The sequence below is a fragment of the Methylobacterium sp. TK31 genome (assembly GCF_055361545.1).
Genome location: NZ_CM143964.1, coordinates 3150502 through 3168339 on the forward strand (window position 1 = coordinate 3150502; position 17838 = coordinate 3168339).

At 70.8% G+C, this 17838-nt stretch carries 18 protein-coding genes; 8 read left to right on the forward strand and 10 right to left on the reverse strand.

From position 1 onward, the window contains the following. Positions 1 to 48 precede the first annotated feature (48 nt). From purF to ACXJY8_RS14630, 4 genes are read left to right on the forward strand one after another with little or no spacing between them, the layout of a single operon-like run. A complete protein-coding gene (purF, locus tag ACXJY8_RS14615) occupies positions 49 to 1539 on the forward strand; it encodes an amidophosphoribosyltransferase (RefSeq protein WP_463770059.1) in 1491 nt (496 codons plus the stop codon). Positions 1540 to 1546: 7 nt separating this feature from the next. Continuing rightward, the gene (locus ACXJY8_RS14620) at positions 1547 to 2296 is read left to right on the forward strand and encodes an SDR family NAD(P)-dependent oxidoreductase (protein ID WP_463770061.1); all 750 of its coding nucleotides are present in this window, start codon (positions 1547 to 1549) and stop codon (positions 2294 to 2296) included. A 42-nt stretch (positions 2297 to 2338) separates the two neighbouring features. Then, positions 2339 to 2758 (forward strand): dihydrofolate reductase, encoded by a 420-nt coding sequence (locus tag ACXJY8_RS14625; RefSeq protein ID WP_463770063.1) that lies wholly within the window; start codon positions 2339 to 2341, stop codon positions 2756 to 2758. Positions 2759 to 2794: 36 nt separating this feature from the next. Continuing rightward, positions 2795 to 3922, forward strand: a complete 1128-nt coding sequence (locus ACXJY8_RS14630; protein WP_463770065.1) for a carboxylate-amine ligase — start codon at positions 2795 to 2797, stop codon at positions 3920 to 3922. A gap of 10 nt (positions 3923 to 3932) precedes the next feature. Here the strand turns inward: ACXJY8_RS14630 and der are convergent, their stop codons facing one another. The 3 genes from der to ACXJY8_RS14645 form a co-directional block, all read right to left on the reverse strand. Further along, on the reverse strand, positions 3933 to 5291 hold the full coding sequence (gene der / locus ACXJY8_RS14635) for a ribosome biogenesis GTPase Der (RefSeq protein WP_463770067.1): 1359 nt from the start codon (positions 5289 to 5291) through the stop codon (positions 3933 to 3935). 46 nt (positions 5292 to 5337) lie between these two features. Next, positions 5338 to 6051, reverse strand: coding sequence for a tetratricopeptide repeat protein (locus tag ACXJY8_RS14640; RefSeq protein ID WP_463770069.1), 714 nt, complete (start codon positions 6049 to 6051; stop codon positions 5338 to 5340). Between the two features lie 179 nt (positions 6052 to 6230). Then, positions 6231 to 6839 carry an NnrU family protein gene (locus ACXJY8_RS14645; RefSeq protein ID WP_463770071.1) on the reverse strand — a complete coding sequence of 203 codons (609 nt, stop codon included), beginning with the start codon at positions 6837 to 6839 and terminating at the stop codon, positions 6231 to 6233. 118 nt (positions 6840 to 6957) lie between these two features. On the opposite strand from ACXJY8_RS14645, the gene ACXJY8_RS14650 reads away from it, so the two are divergent. After that, on the forward strand, positions 6958 to 8142 hold the full coding sequence (locus ACXJY8_RS14650; RefSeq protein ID WP_463770072.1) for a hypothetical protein: 1185 nt from the start codon (positions 6958 to 6960) through the stop codon (positions 8140 to 8142). Here ACXJY8_RS14650 and ACXJY8_RS14655 read toward each other — a convergent pair. Then, the gene (locus tag ACXJY8_RS14655; protein WP_463770074.1) at positions 8126 to 9037 is read right to left on the reverse strand and encodes a LysR family transcriptional regulator; all 912 of its coding nucleotides are present in this window, start codon (positions 9035 to 9037) and stop codon (positions 8126 to 8128) included. The two genes, ACXJY8_RS14650 and ACXJY8_RS14655, sit on opposite strands and share 17 nt — an antisense overlap. A 100-nt stretch (positions 9038 to 9137) precedes the next feature. Between ACXJY8_RS14655 and ACXJY8_RS14660 the strand changes: the two genes are divergently transcribed. Further along, positions 9138 to 10136 carry an aldo/keto reductase gene (locus tag ACXJY8_RS14660; protein ID WP_463770076.1) on the forward strand — a complete coding sequence of 333 codons (999 nt, stop codon included), beginning with the start codon at positions 9138 to 9140 and terminating at the stop codon, positions 10134 to 10136. 9 nt (positions 10137 to 10145) lie between these two features. Here ACXJY8_RS14660 and ACXJY8_RS14665 read toward each other — a convergent pair whose 3' ends face one another. After that, positions 10146 to 12713, reverse strand: coding sequence for an ABC transporter permease (locus ACXJY8_RS14665; RefSeq protein ID WP_463770078.1), 2568 nt, complete (start codon positions 12711 to 12713; stop codon positions 10146 to 10148). 4 nt (positions 12714 to 12717) lie between these two features. Then, positions 12718 to 13431 carry an ABC transporter ATP-binding protein gene (locus ACXJY8_RS14670; RefSeq protein WP_463770080.1) on the reverse strand — a complete coding sequence of 238 codons (714 nt, stop codon included), beginning with the start codon at positions 13429 to 13431 and terminating at the stop codon, positions 12718 to 12720. A gap of 94 nt (positions 13432 to 13525) precedes the next feature. On the opposite strand from ACXJY8_RS14670, the gene ACXJY8_RS14675 reads away from it, so the two are divergent. Beyond that, positions 13526 to 14206 (forward strand): arylesterase, encoded by a 681-nt coding sequence (locus ACXJY8_RS14675; protein WP_463780655.1) that lies wholly within the window; start codon positions 13526 to 13528, stop codon positions 14204 to 14206. A gap of 4 nt (positions 14207 to 14210) precedes the next feature. Further along, complete coding sequence (gene thpR, locus ACXJY8_RS14680; RefSeq protein ID WP_463770082.1) at positions 14211 to 14750, forward strand: RNA 2',3'-cyclic phosphodiesterase; 540 nt, start codon at positions 14211 to 14213, stop codon at positions 14748 to 14750. 20 nt (positions 14751 to 14770) lie between these two features. On the opposite strand, the gene coaA is transcribed toward thpR, so the two are convergent. The 4 genes from coaA to hisA form a co-directional block, all read right to left on the reverse strand. Beyond that, positions 14771 to 15775: a type I pantothenate kinase gene (coaA, locus tag ACXJY8_RS14685; protein ID WP_463780657.1), complete on the reverse strand. Its 1005-nt coding sequence runs from the start codon at positions 15773 to 15775 to the stop codon at positions 14771 to 14773. Positions 15776 to 15819: 44 nt separating this feature from the next. Next, the gene (locus tag ACXJY8_RS14690) at positions 15820 to 16143 is read right to left on the reverse strand and encodes a phosphoribosyl-ATP diphosphatase (protein WP_463770084.1); all 324 of its coding nucleotides are present in this window, start codon (positions 16141 to 16143) and stop codon (positions 15820 to 15822) included. 93 nt (positions 16144 to 16236) lie between these two features. Further along, a complete protein-coding gene (gene hisF, locus ACXJY8_RS14695) occupies positions 16237 to 17013 on the reverse strand; it encodes an imidazole glycerol phosphate synthase subunit HisF (RefSeq protein ID WP_463770086.1) in 777 nt (258 codons plus the stop codon). 19 nt (positions 17014 to 17032) lie between these two features. Further along, positions 17033 to 17791 (reverse strand): 1-(5-phosphoribosyl)-5-[(5-phosphoribosylamino)methylideneamino]imidazole-4-carboxamide isomerase, encoded by a 759-nt coding sequence (gene hisA, locus ACXJY8_RS14700; protein WP_463770088.1) that lies wholly within the window; start codon positions 17789 to 17791, stop codon positions 17033 to 17035. Positions 17792 to 17838: the final 47 nt, after the last annotated feature.

Here is a 17838-nt window from a genome sequence, read left to right on the forward strand (position 1 = left end):
GGTGCCCGGGCGGGTTTCGCGCGGGGCCAAGCAGGGAACGACATCATCATGTCTGTAGCCAAGTCGAGCGCCCGCCCCCCCGTCGAGGTCGTGGACGGTCTCGACCGCGACGGCGACACGCTGCGCGAGGAATGCGGCGTCTTCGGCATCTTCGGCCATCCGGATGCCTCCGCCATCGTCGCCCTCGGCCTGCACGCCCTGCAGCACCGCGGCCAGGAAGCGGCCGGCATCGTCTCCTTCGACGGCGCCGTCTTCCATTCCGAGCGCCGGCCCGGCCTCGTCGGGGATTCGTTCTCCGACCGCTCGACCATCGAGCATCTCGAGGGCCCGGCCGCCATCGGCCACGTGCGCTACTCGACCACCGGCGGCACCATCCTGCGCAACGTGCAGCCGCTCTTCGCCGAACTCGCCAGCGGCGGCCTCGCCGTCGCCCATAACGGCAACCTGACCAACGCCCTGTCCATCCGCCGCGACCTCGTGCGCGACGGCGCCATCACCCAGTCGACCTCCGACACCGAGGTGATCCTGCACCTGGCCGCCCGCTCCCGGGCGCCGCGCATCGTCGAGCGCTTCACCGAGGCCCTGCGCCAGATCGAGGGCGCCTACGCCATCGTGGCGCTCACCAACAAGAAGCTCATCGGCGCCCGCGACCCGATGGGCATCCGCCCCCTGGTGCTGGGCGAGCTCGACGGACGCTACATCCTGGCCTCCGAGACCTGCGCGCTCGACATCATCGGCGCCAAGTTCATCCGCGACGTCGAGAACGGCGAGATCGTGGTGATCTCGGAAGAGGGCATCGAATCGATCCGCTTCGCCCCGGCCCGGCCGATGCGGCCGTGCATCTTCGAGTACATCTACTTCGCCCGCCCGGATTCGGTGGTGAACGGCAAGAGCGTCTATGCCGTGCGCAAGAACATCGGCCACGAGCTCGCCCGGGAATCGGCGACCGAGGCGGACGTGGTGATCCCGGTGCCGGATTCCGGCGTGCCGGCGGCCCTCGGCTTCGCCCAGGAGACCGGCCTGCCCTTCGAGATGGGCATCATCCGCAACCACTATGTCGGGCGCACCTTCATCCAGCCGACCCAGTCGGTGCGCGAGCTCGGCGTGCGCATGAAGCACTCGGCCAACCGCGCCGTGGTGGAGGGCAAGCGCATCGTGCTGGTCGACGACAGCCTCGTGCGCGGCACCACCTCGGTGAAGATCGTGCGCATGATGCGCGAGGCCGGCGCCCGCGAAGTACATTTCCGGATCGCCTCGCCGCCGATCACCTACCCGGACTTCTACGGCATCGACACGCCGGAGCGGGAGAAGCTGCTCGCCGCCACCCACGATCTCGAGGGCATGCGCCGCTACATCGGCGCCGATTCCCTGGCCTTCCTGTCCATCGACGGCCTCTACAAGGCCATGGGCGAGGAGCGCCGCGACGAGGCCTGCCCGCAATACACCGACCATTGCTTCACCGGCGACTACCCGACCGGCCTGACCGACCTCGCCATCGCGGGGCCGCGCCGCCTCGCCATGCTCGCCGAAGCCGATTGAGCGCCCGATGAGCCACCCGACCCAGCCGCTGGCCGGCCGCCTCGCCGTCGTCACCGGCGCCTCGCGCGGCATCGGCCGCGCCGCCGCCCTCGCCCTGGCGCAGGCCGGCGCCCACATCGTCGCCGTCGCCCGGACGCAAGGGGGCCTCGAGGAGCTCGACGACGCCATCCGGGGCCTGGGCGGCAGCGCCACCCTGGTGCCCCTCGACCTCACCGACTACGACGCCATCGACCGCCTGGGCGCGGGCATCCACGAGCGCTGGAAGCGCCTCGACATCCTGGTGGGCAATGCCGGCATCCTCGGCAACCTGACGCCGATCGGGCACGTGACGCCGAAGACCTGGGCGCAGGTGATGGAGATCAACGTCACGGCGAACTACCGCTTGATCCGCTCGTTCGATCCGCTGCTGCGGGCCTCCGATGCGGGCCGGGCCATCTTCGTCACCTCCGGCGCCGCGCAGAAGTGCCGGGCCTATTGGGGACCCTACTCGGTCTCCAAGGCCGCCCTCGACGCCCTGGTGCGCACCTACGCGGCCGAGACGGCGACGACGCCGGTGCGGGCCATGCTGCTCAATCCCGGCCCCTTGCGGACCGCGATGCGCAAGGCCGCGATGCCGGGCGAGGACGAGACGACCCTGAAGACCCCGGAGGACCTCGCGCCGCACTTCGTGCGCCTCGCGAGCCCGGACTTCGACGAATCCGGCAAGATCTACGACTTCCCGAGCGACCGGATCCTGACGCCGCAGATGGCGAACTGACGCCGGACGCCGTCCCTCCTCCCCCCGTTCCTCGAGACGCCCATGATCGACGTTCGCTGCATCTGCGCCATCGGCCTCCGCGGACAGCTCGGCCTGAACGGGCACCTGCCCTGGGAGGGCAACACCGATCCGCTCTTCGTCGAGGACGTGACGCGGTTCTTCGCCGTCACCATGGGCCACGTCCTGATCGCCGGCCCGAAGACCATCGCGTCGGTGCCGGACTTCGCGTTCAAGGACCGGACCATCGACGTCATCCGCAGCCACGAGGACCCGGAGGCCGTGCTGGCGCGCTATCCCGGGCGGCGCATCTATGTCGGCGGCGGCATCGCGGTCTGGGACGTCTATGCCAAGTACATCCAGCACTGGGACATCACCCGGCTGCCCTATGACGGCGAGGCCGACCGCTGGTTCGACCCGGCCTGGCTCGTCGGCGGCCCCGCGCGGGCACAAACCGGCGCCTGAGGGGTTGAGGGGAGCGACCATTCCACAAGGCTCCCGATGACCTCAGCCCCCTACCGCTTCGGCATCGAGGAGGAATACTTCCTGGCGGATGCCGAGACGCGCGGCACGCCGCGCCGCTCGGTGAAGCCCTTCCACGTCCAGGCCGGCGAGGAACTGCCCGAGATCGGGCGCGAGCTGCTCCAGTGCCAGGTCGAGGTCTGCACCCCGCCCTCCACCGACTTCGCCCAGGCGCGCGACGTCCTCGCCCGCCAGCGCTCGGCCCTGGGCAAGCTCGGGCGCGAGCACGGCCTGCTGGTCTTCGCGGCCGGCACCCATCCGGTGGCCGACTGGGCGCGCCAGCTCCCCACCAAGGGCGACCGCTATCGCAGCATCCTGCGCGACGTCGGCCTCGCCGGCCGGCGCAGCCTGATCTGCGGCATGCATGTCCACGTGGAGGTGCCCGACCCGGATGCCCGCATCGACCTGATGAACCGGCTCCTGCCCTACCAGCCCCTGTTGCTCGCCCTCTCGGCCTCCTCGCCGTTCTGGCAGGGCAAGCCGACCGGCCTCAGCGCCTATCGCCTCAGCGCCTTCGGCGAGCTGCCGCGCACCGGCCTGCCCGATCTCTTCGCCGACACAGCCGCCTACGAACGCTACGTCCGCATCATGACCCAGGCCGGCTCGATCCAGGATGCGAGCTTCCTGTGGTGGTCCCTGCGCCCCTCGATCAAGTTCCCGACGCTCGAAATGCGGATCGCCGATTCCTGCACCCGCCTGGAGGACGCGCTCACCATCGCGGCGCTCTACCGCTGCCTCGTCCGCCTCGTGGTGCGGCGGCCGGACCTGAATGCTGGCCTCGACGGCGTCTCGCGGGCGCTCGCCCAGGAGAACCTGTGGCGGGCCCAGCGCAGCGGCACCGAGGCCGAACTGATCGACGAGGCGCGCGAGCAGGCCCTGCCCTTCGCCGAGGCCCTGGACGCCCTGCTGGCGCTGGTCGCCGAGGACGCCGCCGCCCTCGGCTGCGAAGCGGAGGTGGCGCAGGCCCGCCGCATCCTGGAGCACGGCACCAGCGCCGAGCGTCAGATCGCGACCTTCGAAGAGACCCGCAACGGCGACACCTCGAACCGACAGGCGCTCGATGCGGTGGTGGACTGGCTGGCGCAGACGACCTGCGGGGTCACCTGAACCCTCGGCCTCAGCCCCTGTTCTCCCGGTCGAACGGGTTCTTCGAGGTCCGCAGCGACAGCCGGATCGGTGTTCCGGGCAACTCGAACGATTCGCGCAGGCCGTTGACGAGGTAGCGGGTGTAGGATTTCGGCAGGGCGTCGAGCTGGTTGCCGAACAGGGCGAAGTGCGGCGGCCGGCTCTTCACCTGGGTGGCGTAGCGGATCTTGATGCGCCGGCCCGACACCGCCGGGGGCGGGTTGCGCTGGGTCGCCTCGCTGAGCCAGTCGTTGATCCGCGAGGTGGAGACGCGGGTGCTCCAGATCGACTCGGCGTTGGTCACCGCCTGCATCAGCTTGTCGATGCCCTCGCCGGCGAGGCCCGAGAGCGGCACCACCGAGACGCCGCGGACCTGGGGCAGCAGGCGGGTGCAATCCTCGCGCAGCTTCTTCAGGAGACCGTTCTGGTCGGCGACGAGATCCCATTTGTTCAGGCCGATCACGAGGGCGCGGCCCTCGCTCTCGATCAGGTCGACGATGGTCAGGTCCTGCTTCTCGAACGGGATCGTGGCGTCGAGGAGCACCACCACCACCTCGGCGAAGCGCACGGCGCGCAGGCCGTCCGAGACCGCGAGCTTTTCCAGCTTGTCGTCGATGCGGGCCTTGCGGCGCATGCCGGCGGTGTCGTGGAGCTTGATCCGGCGGCCGCGCCATTCCCAGTCGAGGGAGATCGAATCGCGGGTGATGCCGGCCTCGGGGCCGACGAGCAGGCGTTCCTCGCCGAGCATCCGGTTGATCAGCGTGGACTTGCCGGCATTGGGGCGGCCGACGATGGCGACCTTGAGGGAGCGGTTCGACGGGTCGTCGTCGTAATCCTCGTCCGCGTCGTCGGGCTTCGGCAGCGACTCGATCAGCGCGTCGTGCAGTTCCCCGATGCCCTCGCCGTGCTCGGCCGAGAACGGGATCGGGTCGCCGAGGCCCAGCGAGAACGCCTCGTAGGCGCCCGACATGCCGGCCCCCCCCTCCGCCTTGTTGGCGATGAGGATCACCGGGCAGCCGGCGCGCCGTACCATCTCGGCGAAGGGCTGGTCGGCCGGGAGGACGCCCGCGCGGGCGTCGATCACGAACAGCACCACGTCGGCCTCGAGGATCGCGGCCTCGGTCTGGGCACGCATGCGGCCGAGCAGGGAGCCCGGATCGGCCTCCTCGAGGCCGGCGGTGTCGATGATGCGGAAGACGAGGCCACCGAAATTGACGTCGCCCTCGCGCCGGTCGCGGGTCACGCCGGGGCGGTCGTCCACCAGAGCGAGCTTCTTGCCCACGAGGCGGTTGAACAGGGTCGACTTGCCGACGTTCGGCCGTCCGACGATCGCGACGGTCGGCATATCCATGGTGTTCTCGTTTCGATCAGGCGTCCGGGAGAAGCGGGTCGAGGGCTCAGCGCGTGACGGGTGGGGGAGCGGCCGGCGCGGCGGGGGCCGCGGCGGTCACGGTGACGGTTCCGCCGGCCACCAGGGCCGCGTAGACCTCGATGCGCTGGCGCAGGTTCTGCGGCGTCTGCGGGTCGGCGGCGAGCTGGTCGAACCAGCGGCCGGCGCCCTCGTAATCGCCGCGCTTCAGGGCCGCGAGGCCGAGCATCTCCCGGGCGGTGTGCCGGAAGGGGCCGTTCGGGGCGGCGAGGCCCTGGAGCGTCGCCAGGGCGGGGTCGGGCTCGGCGCCGTCGAGGCGCAGCAGGGCCGAGCGCAGGCGGGCGAGGTCGCGCAGGCCCGTGCTCACCTTGGTGTCGTTGGCGAGCGCGTCGTACTCGGCGGCACCCGCCTTCGGGTCGCGCTTGGCGGCCTCGGTGGCGGAGCGGAAGCGGGCCAGCAGGGCATAGCCGGCGGGCGCATCGGCCTCGATCGCCTCGAAGGCCTTGTCGGCTTCCGCCGACTTGCCCTCGCGGGCCAGGCGGTTGGCGACCTCGAAGCGCTCCGAGGCGGCCTCGGCGCGGACGCGCTGGTCGTGCTGCCAGTAGCGCCAGCCGCCGATCGCGGCCACCACGAGGATCGCCAGGGCGATGATCACGCCGCTGTAGCGGCGCCAGATCTCGGCCACCTGATCACGGCGATAGTCCTCGTTGACCTCGCGGATGAACTCGTTGTTTTCGGCCATGTCGTCTCACGCCGATCGGAAACCGAGCGGCCGCTGCATGAAGATGAAGGCCTGCGCCTATCACAGGCGCGGGCCGTTGGCGACCGGCTTCCACGCAGCGTGACCCGCTTCCACGCGGCGCGACCCGCTTGGACCCGGCGCGACTCGCTCGGACTCGGCGCGACCGGGTCGGAATCCCCTCAGGCCTGACCCGGCCAGGCGGCGACGCCGATCAGCAGCGGATGCAGGTAGCGCGCGAACACGAACCAGACGCCGAGGCCGATCACCACCGCCAGGGCGTCGTTGCGCCAGCCGGCCGGTGCGGCGGCGGGCCCGCCATGCTGCGCGGCCACGGCACCGGGGGCGAGCGCCCGCCGCTTGGCGCTGATCCGGGCCATCACCGCCCAGGCCAGGAAGCTGCCGAACAGCAGGATCGAGCCGAGGTCGCCGTTGGCCAGCAGGTGCGCGGTGGCCCAGATCTTCACCGACAGCAGCATCGGGTGCTTGGCCCGGGCGCGGATGTGCCCCGGCAGGTAGGCGGAGGCCAGGGCGACGAAGGCCAGGGCGGTCAGGAGCAGGGCCAGGTGGCGGGTCCAGACCGGCGGGTCCCAGACGGCGATGTAGCCGGACTGGCGATAGAGGTGGAAGCCGTAGGCGATCAGCACGAGGCCGAGGAGGGAGGACAGGGTGTAGGCGAGCTTGTAGCGGCCCTCGCCGACCTGATCGATCACCCGCGCCCGCCGCGCCCGCGCCATGGAGAAGGCATGCGTGCCGAGGAAGAGCACGAGCCCGAGGATGAGGAGAAGCATGAAAGGCCTTCGCGGACGGTCGACGGGGACTGTGGACAGGGCCGGACTCGAACGCCTGCGCACAATCCAACTGTAACGGTTCAAAACGCAATCTGCGGCCGATGTCCAGGCACCCCCGATGACGCGCCCCCTCCCCTTCGCGGCCCGGCTCCTGCTCGGCCTCCTCTGCCTCGCCGGCCCGGCCCGGGCCGCGCCCGAGCCGCCGCTCTCCGCCCTGACCCTGGTCGGGCCCCCGGTGGTGATGTTCAAGGCCGGGCGCGATGCCTGCGACGGGGTCGACGTGCCCGACGCCTCGGCCCGGGCCTTCCGCGACGCCTCCGGCGCCGTCGCCCTGTTCGGCATGCATTACCGCAACCGGGCCTTTCGCGGCCCGCGCCTCGACGCCCTGACGCTGGATTGCGCGGTGGTGCTCGAATCCGGCGGCCAGGCCGATCCGGCCGCCTACGACGACGCCTCGTGGATCACCGCCACCTGGACGGAGGACGGCCGCGCCGTCGCCGCCCTGGTCCATCACGAGTACCGGGCCAACGAGCATCCGGGCCGCTGCCGGGCGAAGGACTACATGGCGTGCTGGTACAACAGCGTGGTGGCGGCGGCCTCGCGCGACGGCGGCCGCAGCTTCACCCGCGCGGCCCCGCCGGTGGTGGTGGCCGGCGCGCCCTTCCGCCAGGAGGTCGGGCAGGGCAGCCACCGGGGCTTCTTCAATCCGTCGAACATCGTCTCGGACGGGACCTGGCGCTACTTCCTGGCCTCGACCACCGGCTGGACCCTGCCGGGGAGCGACCAGTCCGCCGGCGTCTGCCTGTTCCGCACCCGCGATCCGGCCGATCCGACGGGCTGGCGGGCCTGGACGGGCAGCGGCTACACGGCGGCGTTCCCGGACCCCTACGCGAAGCCGGTCAACGGGGCGGCGACCTGCGCGCCGGTGGCGCCGTTTCCGACCCCGGTCGGGGCCGTGGTGCGCCACCGGGGCAGCGGCGCCTGGATCGCGGTCTTCATGGCCAAGGCCCAACCGGGCTTCCCGCAATCCGGCTTCTACTGGACGACCTCCCGCGACCTCCTGGCCTGGGACACGCCGCGCCTGCTCCTGGCCGGCGCCACCCTGTACGACGATCCCTGCGCCGCGCCCGGCGGGCTGATCGCCTACCCGTCGCTGCTCGATCCCGACGCGCGGGGGCGCAACTTCGACGATACCGGCGACACCGCCTTCCTCACCTACGTGACGCTGCGCACCGAGGGCTGCACCATCACCTCCGACCGGGATCTCCTGCGGCGCAATCTGGCCATCAAGGTCTGGCCGTGAGCCCGGCCTCGGGCCGCCGCAGGAGGTCGATGAAGGCCTGCAGCGGCGGCGGGATCTGGCGCCGGCCGGCATAGTACAGGAACAGGCCGGGGAAGGCCGGGCACCAATCCGGCATCAGGCGCACCAGCCGCCCGGATTCGAGGTGCGCGCCGACGCCGTCCTCGAACACCAAACCGAGACCGAGGCCCGCCAGGGCCGCCTCCACGATCAGCGCCTGATCGTTGACGATGAGCGGACCGTCGACGGAGACCGCCAGCTCCCGCCCGTCCTTCTCCAGTTCCCAGCGATAGATCGCGCCGCCGGGAAAGCGCTGCCGGATGCAGAGGTGGCCGGCGAGATCGGTCGGGTGCCGGGGCTCCGGCCGCCCGGCGAGGTAGGCGGGCGCGCCCACCATGGCGAAGCGGGCCGGCCCGCCGAGCGGCACCGCGATCATGTCGCCGGCGAGATGCTCCCCGTAGCGGATTCCGGCATCGAAGCCGCCCGCCACCATGTCGCCGAGGGCGTCGTCCGCCACGACCTCGACGCGCACCCCTGGATGCCGGGCGAGGTAGCGCGCCACCAGCGGCATCAGGACGAAGCGGCAGGCCGAGCGCGGCGCGTTGAGGCGCAGGACGCCGCCCAGCGTCTCCCGGAAGGCCCCCGCCGCGCCGACCGCCTCGGCGATCTCGGCCAGGGCCGGGCCGACCCGGGCCAGCAGGGCCGCCCCCGCCTCGGTGGGCGCGACGCTCCGGGTGGTGCGATGGAGCAGCCGCACGCTCATCCGGGTCTCCAGGCCCCGCAGGGCGTGGCTCAGCGCGGAGGTGGAGACGCCGAGGTCGAGCGCGGCCCGCCGGAAGCTGCCATGCCGGGCGATGGCCGCGAACACGGCGAGGTCGGCGAGATCGGCACGCTGCATTGATGAATGTCGCTCAATGGTTCGTCCCGGAGCGTTGATCTTATCGCCCTTCGCGCCGCGTGCCACATCGATGCGGCGAACCGCGAACCCAGGAGCCTCCATGCGACAGCATCGCCTCGGCCAGACCGGCCTGACCGTGTCCGCCCCCGGCCTCGGCTGCATGGGCATGTCGGAATTCTACGGCCCCTCCGACGAGACGGAGTCCCTCGACGCCCTCGCGGCGGCCCTCGACCTCGGCTACGATTTCCTCGACACCGCCGACACCTACGGCCTCGGCCACAACGAGACCCTGCTCGGCCGCTTCCTGAAGGGCCGCCGCGACCGGGTCGTGCTCGCCACCAAGTTCGGCATCGTCCGCCCATCCAACAGCCCGGACGACAGCGCCAAGCGGAGGATCGACAACACGCCCGCCTACCTCACGGCGGCCTGCGACGCCTCGCTGGCCCGGCTCGGCGTCGAGACCATCGATCTCTACTATTGCCACCGCCGCAATCCCGAGACCCCGCTGGCCGAGATGATCGGCGCGATGGCGCGCCTGGTCGAGCAGGGCAAGGTGCGCGGACTCGGCCTGTCGGAGGTCTCGCCGGAAACCTTGCGGGCCGCCCATGCGATTCACCCGATCGCGGCGGTCCAGAGCGAATACTCCCTGTGGAGCCGGGCGCCCGAGGACGGAATGCTGCAGACCTGCCGCGACCTCGACGTCACCTTCGTGGCATACGCACCGCTCGGACGCGGGTTTCTCACCGGAAAATTCGATCCAGCCGGGCTCGCGGCGGACGATTTTCGCCGGGGCAATCCGCGCTTCCAGGCCGACGCCCTGGCCCGGAACCGACGCCTGCTCGACGGGCTCGCGGCCTTCGCGGCGCGCCGGGGCGCCAGTCCGGGCCAGGTCGCCCTCGCCTGGCTCGTCGACCGAAGCCCGGGGGTGGTCCCGATCCCGGGCACACGGCGGGTCGCCCGCCTCGCCGAGAACGCCGCGGCGGTGGACCTCGCGCTGACGCCGGCCGAGATCGCCGAACTCGACGAGCTTTTCAGCCCGGGCGCGGTCGCCGGCGCGCGCTACGCTGCAGGCGGAACCGCCGGCATCGAAGTGCCGTGACGCCGGCGCTCAGAACTGGCGCAGGTAGGGCGCCGGCTTCTGGCCGAGGATGCGCCAAGTCCCTGCGAGACCGAGGAGAATCGCGAAGGCAACCGCCAGGGTCGCGGCCAGGATTGCCCCCGACAGGTCGAGGGTGAAGTCGAGCTTCATCACCAGGGTGACGATGACCCAGCCCGCGAGGGTGCCGGCGGCGAGCCCGAAGATCGCCGTGGCGATGCCGAGGGCCCCGTATTCGAGGGTATAGGCGGCGAGCAGCCGACCCCGCGTGGCGCCCAGGGTCTTGAGCACCACCGCGTCGTAGAGCCGGGCGCGGTGGCCAGCGGCGAGCGCGCCGGCCAGGACGAAGAGGCTCGCCACCACGGCGATGCCGCTGGCGCCGCGGATAGCCAGGACCAGCTTGGCCACGATGTCGCTCACCGCCTCCAGGGCCTCCTTCACCCGCACGCTGGTGACGGAGGGATAAGCCCTTGCCACGTCTCGCAGAATTGCCGCCTCGGCTTTGGCGTCGGGCCCATTCGGCAGGGTGAGGGTCGCAAGATCGGAGTGGGGTGCGCCCCGGAAGGTCCCGGGCGAGAACACCATCACGAAGTTGATTCCGAGCGAGCGCCATTCGACCTTGCGCAGGTTGGCGATCCTGGCCGTCAGGCTCCGCCCCAGGACATTCACCGTCACGGTGCTGCCGACGGACAGGTTCAGCTTTCCCGCGAGTTCCGCATCGAAGGAGACCAGCGGCGTGCGGGCCTCCTCGGCGTTCCACCACGACCCCGCGACCAAGGACGAGCCCTCCGGCAGGTCGTCGGCGTAGGTGATGCCGCGGTCGCCGTCGAGCACCCAGGCGGCATCCTCGGGCGCCTTGATCTCGCCGGCCGGAACGCCGTTCAAGGCGGTGATGCGCCCGCGCATCATCGGGACGCGCTCGATCTTCGCCCCCGGGGACAGACCGCCGAGGAAGGCGTGGAAGGTGTCGGCGTCGCTGGAGGGAATGTCGAGGAAGAAGAGGTTCGGCGCCTTCGCCGGCAGGGAATTCGTGAGCGTCCGCCGGACGTTGGCATCAATCAGGCTCAGGGTGACCAGGAGGGTCACGCCGAGGCCGAGGGAGAGCACGATGGCGGGGGTGAGCGCTCCCGGCCGATGCAGGTTCGCCAGGGCCATCCGGGGGGCCGCCATGCGCGGACGAGGCAGGCGACGGGCCAATGCCATCAGCCCGAGGGCGACGAGGCGCAGAAGCCCGAAGGCGAGCCCGGCGGCGACGATGAAGATCAGTGCCAGACGCCGGTCGAACGCCGTGATCAGCGCCAGTCCGACGAGGCCCGCCAGGGCAGTAGCCAGGATCAGGCGATAGCGCAGGCGAGTGTGGGCGAGGCCCGGATCGACCACGTCGCGGAACAGGCCCGAGACGGGGATATCGTGGGCGCGACCCAGGGGTGAGATCGCGAAGGCGAGCGCGGTCAGGAAGCCGTAGGCGGCCGCGAGGGCGAGTTCCCCGGGCGCGATGGTCGGGTTCAGGGGCAGCGGCAGGGCGTCATGGAACAGGGCGTCGAGGCCGAAGGGCAGGAGCGCCCCCACCACGAGACCGATCGCGATGCCGAGGCCCGCGATCAGCAGCACCTGCGTCAGGTAGAGGACCACGACCTGGCCGCCCGGCGCACCGACGCTCTTCAGGGTTGCGATGGAGCCGCGCTTGCGCTCGACGAAGGCCGCAACGGCATTGGCGACCCCGACGCCCCCGACGATCAGTGCAGTCAGCCCGACGAGCGTCAGGAATTGCGTGAAGCGCTCGATGCTCTTGGCAAAGCGCGGGTCGGCATTGGTGCGCGCGCGCATTTCCCAGCCCGCGTCCGGCGCAGCCTTGGCGATGGCGGCGGCGCGCATCTCGAGGTCGGCATCGGCGATCCGCAGGCGGTAGCTCCAGCGGTTCAGGCTGCCGGGCCGGATCAGACCCGTCGCGGCCAGGGCCTCGTGGGTGATCAAAACCCGCGGGCCGAAGCCGATGCCGTTGGCGATGCGGTCGGGCTCCGACACGAGAGTGGCGCGAAGAACGAAGGGCCGTCCCGCGATCGTGATGCGGTCGCCGACCTTCAGGTCGAGGCGGATCAGCAGGGCCGGGTCCGCCACCGCGCCCGCGGCACCGTCGCGCTCCGCCAGGAGACCGGCGAGGGGCTCGGCAGGGTCGGTCACGAGCTCGCCGGTGGTGGGGTAGTCGCTGCCCACGGCCTTCAGTTCGACGAGAGCCGCACCGGTCTCGCCGGCCACGGCCATGGCCCGCAGGGTCGTCACCACGGACACGCGCCCCTGCGCGTCGAGGGCGGCACGCTCCTGAGGCGTCGCCTCCCGGTTGATCAGGCTGTAGGTGAGGTCGCCGCCTAGGATGCGCGCGCCCTCCCGGCCGAGGCCCTCGGTGAGCGAGCGCGAGATCGAGGCGACGCCGGCGATGGCCGCGACGCCGAGGGCGATGCAGGCGAGGAAGACGGTGAAGCCCGCCAGCCCGCCGCGCAATTCGCGGAGGGCGAGGCGCAGGGTGAGCGGGACTCGCAGACGGGATGACCGTCCGCTCGGCTGGGGCAGGGTGCCATGCATCGGATCAGGCCTGGGCCGGAGCCGGCGCTTCCACCCGACCCGAGCGGAGGCGAACGGTGCGGTCGCAGAGGCGTGCGAGACCGGGATCGTGGGTCACCAGCACGAGCGTCGCGCCGCGGTCGCGCTTGAGCGCGAAGAGCAGGTCGACGATCTGCCGTCCCGTGGCCTCGTCGAGGTTGCCGGTGGGCTCGTCGGCCACGAGGATCGCCGGATCGGGCGCGATGGCCCGTGCGATGGCGACGCGTTGCTGCTCGCCCCCCGAGAGCTGGGCCGGATAGTGGTGCAGGCGATGACCGAGGCCGACCGCTTCCAGCTCGGCCTGGGCCCGGCGGTGCGCGTCGGTCTGGTCTGCGAGTTCGAGGGGCAGTGCCACGTTCTCCAGGGCCGTCATCGTCGGAACCAGATGGAAGGCCTGGAACACGATGCCGATGCGGCGTCCGCGGAAGCGCGCCAGGGCATCCTCGTCGAGACTTCCGAGATCGGTGCCCTCCACCACGATGCGGCCCGCGTCGGGGCGCTCGAGACCGGCCATCACCATCAGCAGGGTCGACTTGCCGGAGCCCGACGGGCCGACGAGACCGACCGCCTCGCCCGCCGCCACGTCGAGGGAAATGCCGCGCAGGACATGGACGCGGGCGGCACCGCGGCCGAGGCTCAGGTCGATGTCGGAGAGGGCGATGGTCTGCGCCGTCGGCGCGGTGGGGTTGTCGGACTTCAACGGGCGACCGATCTGTGAACAGGTGGTGTCAGCGTAGGTGCAGGGTCGGAGCTGTGAACGAATGGGTCTGTGTGGAGTCTCACGCCTCGCCGATATGGTCCGCCTGCGCGCGGCGCGCCATGCCGGTTTCGGGCTCGCTGCGCTGATGACGCTCTTTGCCGCACTCGGCCTCGCCCCCCTCCCCCTTCGCGCTGCGCCGGACGTGCCGCCCGTCAACCTCGTGGCCTTCGGCGATAGCCTGACGGCCGGTTACCGTCTCCCCGCGAGCGCGGCTTTCCCGGTGGTGCTCGAACGCGCCCTGAAGGCGCGCGGGCGCGTGGTCGCGGTGGCGAATGCGGGCGTCTCTGGCGACACCACGACGGGCGGTCTCGACCGTCTCGACTGGTCGGTTCCGGACGGAACGGACGGCGTCATCCTCGAACTCGGCGCCAACGACATGCTGCGGGGTACCGACCCGGCCGTGACTCGCAAGGCCCTCGACGCGATGATCGCCCGGCTGAAAGCGCGGGGTATCCCCGTCCTTCTGGCGGGTATGAAGGCATCGCCCAACCTCGGGCCGGAGTACGTTGACCGCTTCGACGCGATCTATCCGGACCTCGCCAAGCGCTACGACCTCGTCCTCTACCCGTTCTTCCTCGAGGGCATCATCGGCGACCGCCAGGCCCATCTCGACGACGGACTGCACCCCAATGCAAAGGGCGTGGAGACGATCGTGGCCGGTATGCTCCCGACCGTGGAAACCTTTCTCGACCGCCTCAAGCCGCAGGCCCGCTGAGCCCGTGCCGCGCCTGTTCACCGGTCTGGAGATCCCCCCCACCATCGCCGAGGCGCTGGCCTTGAAGCGTGGGGCACTGCGCGGGAGCCGCTGGATCGAGCCGTCGGACTATCACATCACCCTTCGCTTCCTCGGGGACGTGGAGGTCGAAGTCGCGGAGGCGCTGCACGAGCGCCTCATCGACGCCCGGGTCCGGTCTCCCTTCGCAGTGACCCTCGACAGCTTGGCGAGCTTCGGCGGCGACAGGCCGCGGGCGATCCTCGCCACGGTGGCACCGAACCCGGATCTTCTCGACCTGCAGGCCGAACAGGAACGGCTGGCCCGCGAAGCCGGGGCGGAGCCGGAGCGCCGCAAGTTCACGCCGCACGTCACCCTCGCCCGCCTGCGCCGCGAGGCCGGTGCCGAGGATGTCGCCGGCTATCTCGGCGAGCGCGGCCTTTTCGCACCGCTGACGTTCACGGCTGACCGCGTCGCGCTGTTCTCGGCCCGGGAATCGAAAGGCGGCGGTCCCTACGTGGTCGAAGCGGCCTATCCGCTGGGTTAGGAGCCGGACGCCAGGCGATCTCAGAGGCGCCGCAGGGCCACCGACTCGATGCGGTGGCTGGCCCCCTTGGCGAGGATCAGGCCGGCCCGCTGCCGGGTCGGCAGGATGTTGTCGCGCAGATTCGGCAGGTTGATCGTCGTCCACAGCGTATCGGCGATTTCGATCGCCTCGGCCTCCGTCACCTCGGCATATTTGCGGAAGTAGGACAGGGGATCCCGGAAGGCCGTCTGGCGCAGGCGCAGGAAGCGATTGACATACCAGCGGTGCAGGTCGTCCTCGTGGCCGTCGAGGTAGATCGAGAAATCGAAGAAATCCGAGACGAACGGGATCGCGGTGCCGTCGCGCGGCAGGCGTGCCGGCTGCAGCACGTTCAGGCCCTCGACGATGAGGATGTCGGGAGATTCGATGATGCGCTCCTCTCCCTCCACCACATCGTAGACGAGGTGGGAATAGAGAGGGGCCGCGACCCGCTTCTTGCCGGCCTTGATATCGGTCAGGAAACGCAGCAGCGCGGCGGTGTCGTAGCTCTCGGGAAAGCCCTTCCGCTCCATCGCGCCCATGCGCTTCAGCTCGGCATTGGGCAGCAGGAACCCATCGGTGGTGATGAGATCGACCTTCGGTGTGTTCGGCCAGCGCGCCAGCAGGGCGGCGAGCACCCGGGCGGAGGTCGATTTGCCCACGGCGACCGAGCCGGCGAGACCGATGATGTAGGGGACCTTTGTCTCGTGCTCGGCGAGCAGAAAGCGCTGGGTCGCCTTGAACAGTCCCTGGGTGGCCGCGACGTACAGCGAGAGCAGCCGCGAGAGCGGCAGGTAGATCGCCTCCACCTCCTCGACCGAAATCGGATCGTTGAGGGATTGCAGGCGCGCCACCTCCTCCGCCGCGAGCGTCAGGGGCGTATCGGCACGCAGTTGCGCCCATTCTTCGCGGGTGAACAGGCGGTAGGGCGACAGCCGCTCGGAGCCCTCTCCGGTCACCGGGTCCTGGCCCTTGGCGACTGGCCGCTCGGTCCGAGCCGTCGGCACAGACGTCACGGCCAGGGGCGACGCGGCGAAAGGTGGCTCGGCGTTCACGCAGGGCTCCGGGAGGCCTTCTCGGCGATCCCGCTCTGCCTCGTGCGCCGCTCAAGTTCCGCCAGCACCTCGTCCAGGGAAACCTCGCCGCCCCGCAGGACGACCATGAGGTGATACAGGACGTCCGCCGCCTCGCTGACGAGACCGGCGCGGTCGCCTTGCACGGCGGCGATCGCCGCCTCGACCGCTTCCTCGCCGAGCTTCTTGGCGGCTTTGGCCGGGCCGCCGGCGAGGAGCTTTGCCGTGTAGGATGCCTCGGGCGAGGCGGCCGCGCGGTCGGCGACGAGCCCTTCAAGATCGCTGAGCGTGAACTGGGTCATACCATCCTGGTCCCGGGAAAACCGGGCCTATCGTGCCATGCACCCGACCGTGCGGCACGATGGATCATGACGCAAGGGGTGCGGAAGTCGGCCTCAGAGATCGAGGCGCATGGAAAGGCCGGCCGCGGCCATGTGAGCCTTGGCTTCGGAAACGCTGTGCTGCCCGAAATGGAAGATCGAAGCTGCCAGCACCGCGCTTGCGCCGCCTTCGCGCACGCCCGCCACCAGATCGTCGAGGCCGCCGACGCCGCCCGATGCGATGACCGGTACGGAAACGGCATCGGAGATGGCTCGCGTCAGACCGATATCGTAGCCGGAGCGCATGCCGTCACGATCCATCGAGGTCACGAGCAATTCGCCGGCACCGCGGGCAGTAACGGTGCGGGCGAAGGCGATGGCGTCGATCCCGGTCGGCTTGCGCCCACCATGGGTGAAGATCTGCCATTCCGCGGGTTCGTCGGGCCCGGAGGTGCGCTTGGCGTCGATCGCCACGACGATGCATTGGCTGCCGAACTTCTCCGCCCCGCGGGCGACGAAGTCGGGGTCGTTCACGGCCGCCGTGTTGATCGAGACTTTGTCGGCCCCGGCCAGCAGGAGGGTACGGATATCCGCCACCGTGCGGATGCCGCCGCCGACGGTGAGGGGCATGAAGCAGGCCTCTGCCGTGCGGCTGACGACGTCGAGGAGCGTCCCTCGATCCTCGTGGCTTGCCGTGATGTCGAGGAAGCAGAGTTCGTCGGCGCCCGCCGCGTCGTACGCCTTGGCCGCCTCGACGGGGTCGCCGGCATCGCGCAGTTCGAGGAACTGGACACCTTTCACGACGCGACCGTCCTTGACGTCGAGACAGGGGATGATGCGGGTCTTGAGCACGGGCGGCCTCTGAAAGGGGTCAGGCCGCCGGGGCGGCGTCGGTACCGCTGGTGGCGCGCCGAATCGCGGTCAGGGCTTCGCGCGGATCGATCCGGCCGTCATACAGGGCGCGTCCCGTGATGGCGCCGGCCAGCAGCGCGCAATCGGGCTCCAGGATGCGGTGGACGTCCTCGATCGAGGCGAGGCCGCCGGAGGCGATCACCGGGATCGTCACCGCCCGGGCGAGGCCGAGGGTCATCTCGATGTTGAGGCCCTTCAGGATGCCGTCCCGGGCGATGTCCGTGTAGATGATCGCCGCGACCCCGGCATCCTCGAACCGGCGGCCGAGTTCCTCCGCCGTCATGCTGGAGGTTGTGGCCCAGCCCTCGACGGCGACGCGGCCGTCCTTCGCATCGATGCCGACGGCGATTTTGCCCGGGTAGAGGCGGGCGGCTTCGCGGACGAAGGCGGGATCGCGCACAGCGGCAGTGCCGATGATGACCCGGCTGACGCCTTTGGCGATCCAGGCCTCCAGGGTGCGCATCTCGCGGATGCCGCCACCGAGCTGCACAGGCAGCTTGGTCCGCGCCAGGATCGCATCGACGGCACCGGCATTCATGGGCGCACCCGCGAAAGCGCCATCGAGATCGACCACGTGGAGCCAGGAGAAGCCCTGCTCCTCGAAGACCGCGGCCTGGGCGGCCGGATCGTCGCTGAACACGATGGCTTGGGCCATGTCGCCCTGCACGAGGCGGACACAGCGCCCTTCCTTGAGATCGATGGCCGGAAACAGGATCACGCGTCGGTTCGCTTTCAGGTGGGACGGGTCAAAGGTGGGGTCCGCGC

Excerpts from the sequence above, each read along its gene's own strand:
- purF (WP_463770059.1), top strand. The coding sequence starts at position 49 with ATGTCTGTAGCCAAGTCGAGCGCCCGCCCCCCCGTCGAGGTCGTGGAC.
- ACXJY8_RS14620 (WP_463770061.1), top strand. The coding sequence starts at position 1,547 with ATGAGCCACCCGACCCAGCCGCTGGCCGGCCGCCTCGCCGTCGTCACC.
- ACXJY8_RS14625 (WP_463770063.1), top strand. The coding sequence starts at position 2,339 with ATGATCGACGTTCGCTGCATCTGCGCCATCGGCCTCCGCGGACAGCTC.
- ACXJY8_RS14630 (WP_463770065.1), top strand. The coding sequence starts at position 2,795 with ATGACCTCAGCCCCCTACCGCTTCGGCATCGAGGAGGAATACTTCCTG.
- der (WP_463770067.1), bottom strand. The coding sequence starts at position 5,291 with ATGGATATGCCGACCGTCGCGATCGTCGGACGGCCGAACGTCGGCAAG.
- ACXJY8_RS14640 (WP_463770069.1), bottom strand. The coding sequence starts at position 6,051 with ATGGCCGAAAACAACGAGTTCATCCGCGAGGTCAACGAGGACTATCGC.
- ACXJY8_RS14645 (WP_463770071.1), bottom strand. The coding sequence starts at position 6,839 with ATGCTTCTCCTCATCCTCGGGCTCGTGCTCTTCCTCGGCACGCATGCC.
- ACXJY8_RS14650 (WP_463770072.1), top strand. The coding sequence starts at position 6,958 with ATGACGCGCCCCCTCCCCTTCGCGGCCCGGCTCCTGCTCGGCCTCCTC.
- ACXJY8_RS14655 (WP_463770074.1), bottom strand. The coding sequence starts at position 9,037 with ATGCAGCGTGCCGATCTCGCCGACCTCGCCGTGTTCGCGGCCATCGCC.
- ACXJY8_RS14660 (WP_463770076.1), top strand. The coding sequence starts at position 9,138 with ATGCGACAGCATCGCCTCGGCCAGACCGGCCTGACCGTGTCCGCCCCC.
- ACXJY8_RS14665 (WP_463770078.1), bottom strand. The coding sequence starts at position 12,713 with ATGCATGGCACCCTGCCCCAGCCGAGCGGACGGTCATCCCGTCTGCGA.
- ACXJY8_RS14675 (WP_463780655.1), top strand. The coding sequence starts at position 13,526 with ATGGTCCGCCTGCGCGCGGCGCGCCATGCCGGTTTCGGGCTCGCTGCG.
- ACXJY8_RS14690 (WP_463770084.1), bottom strand. The coding sequence starts at position 16,143 with ATGACCCAGTTCACGCTCAGCGATCTTGAAGGGCTCGTCGCCGACCGC.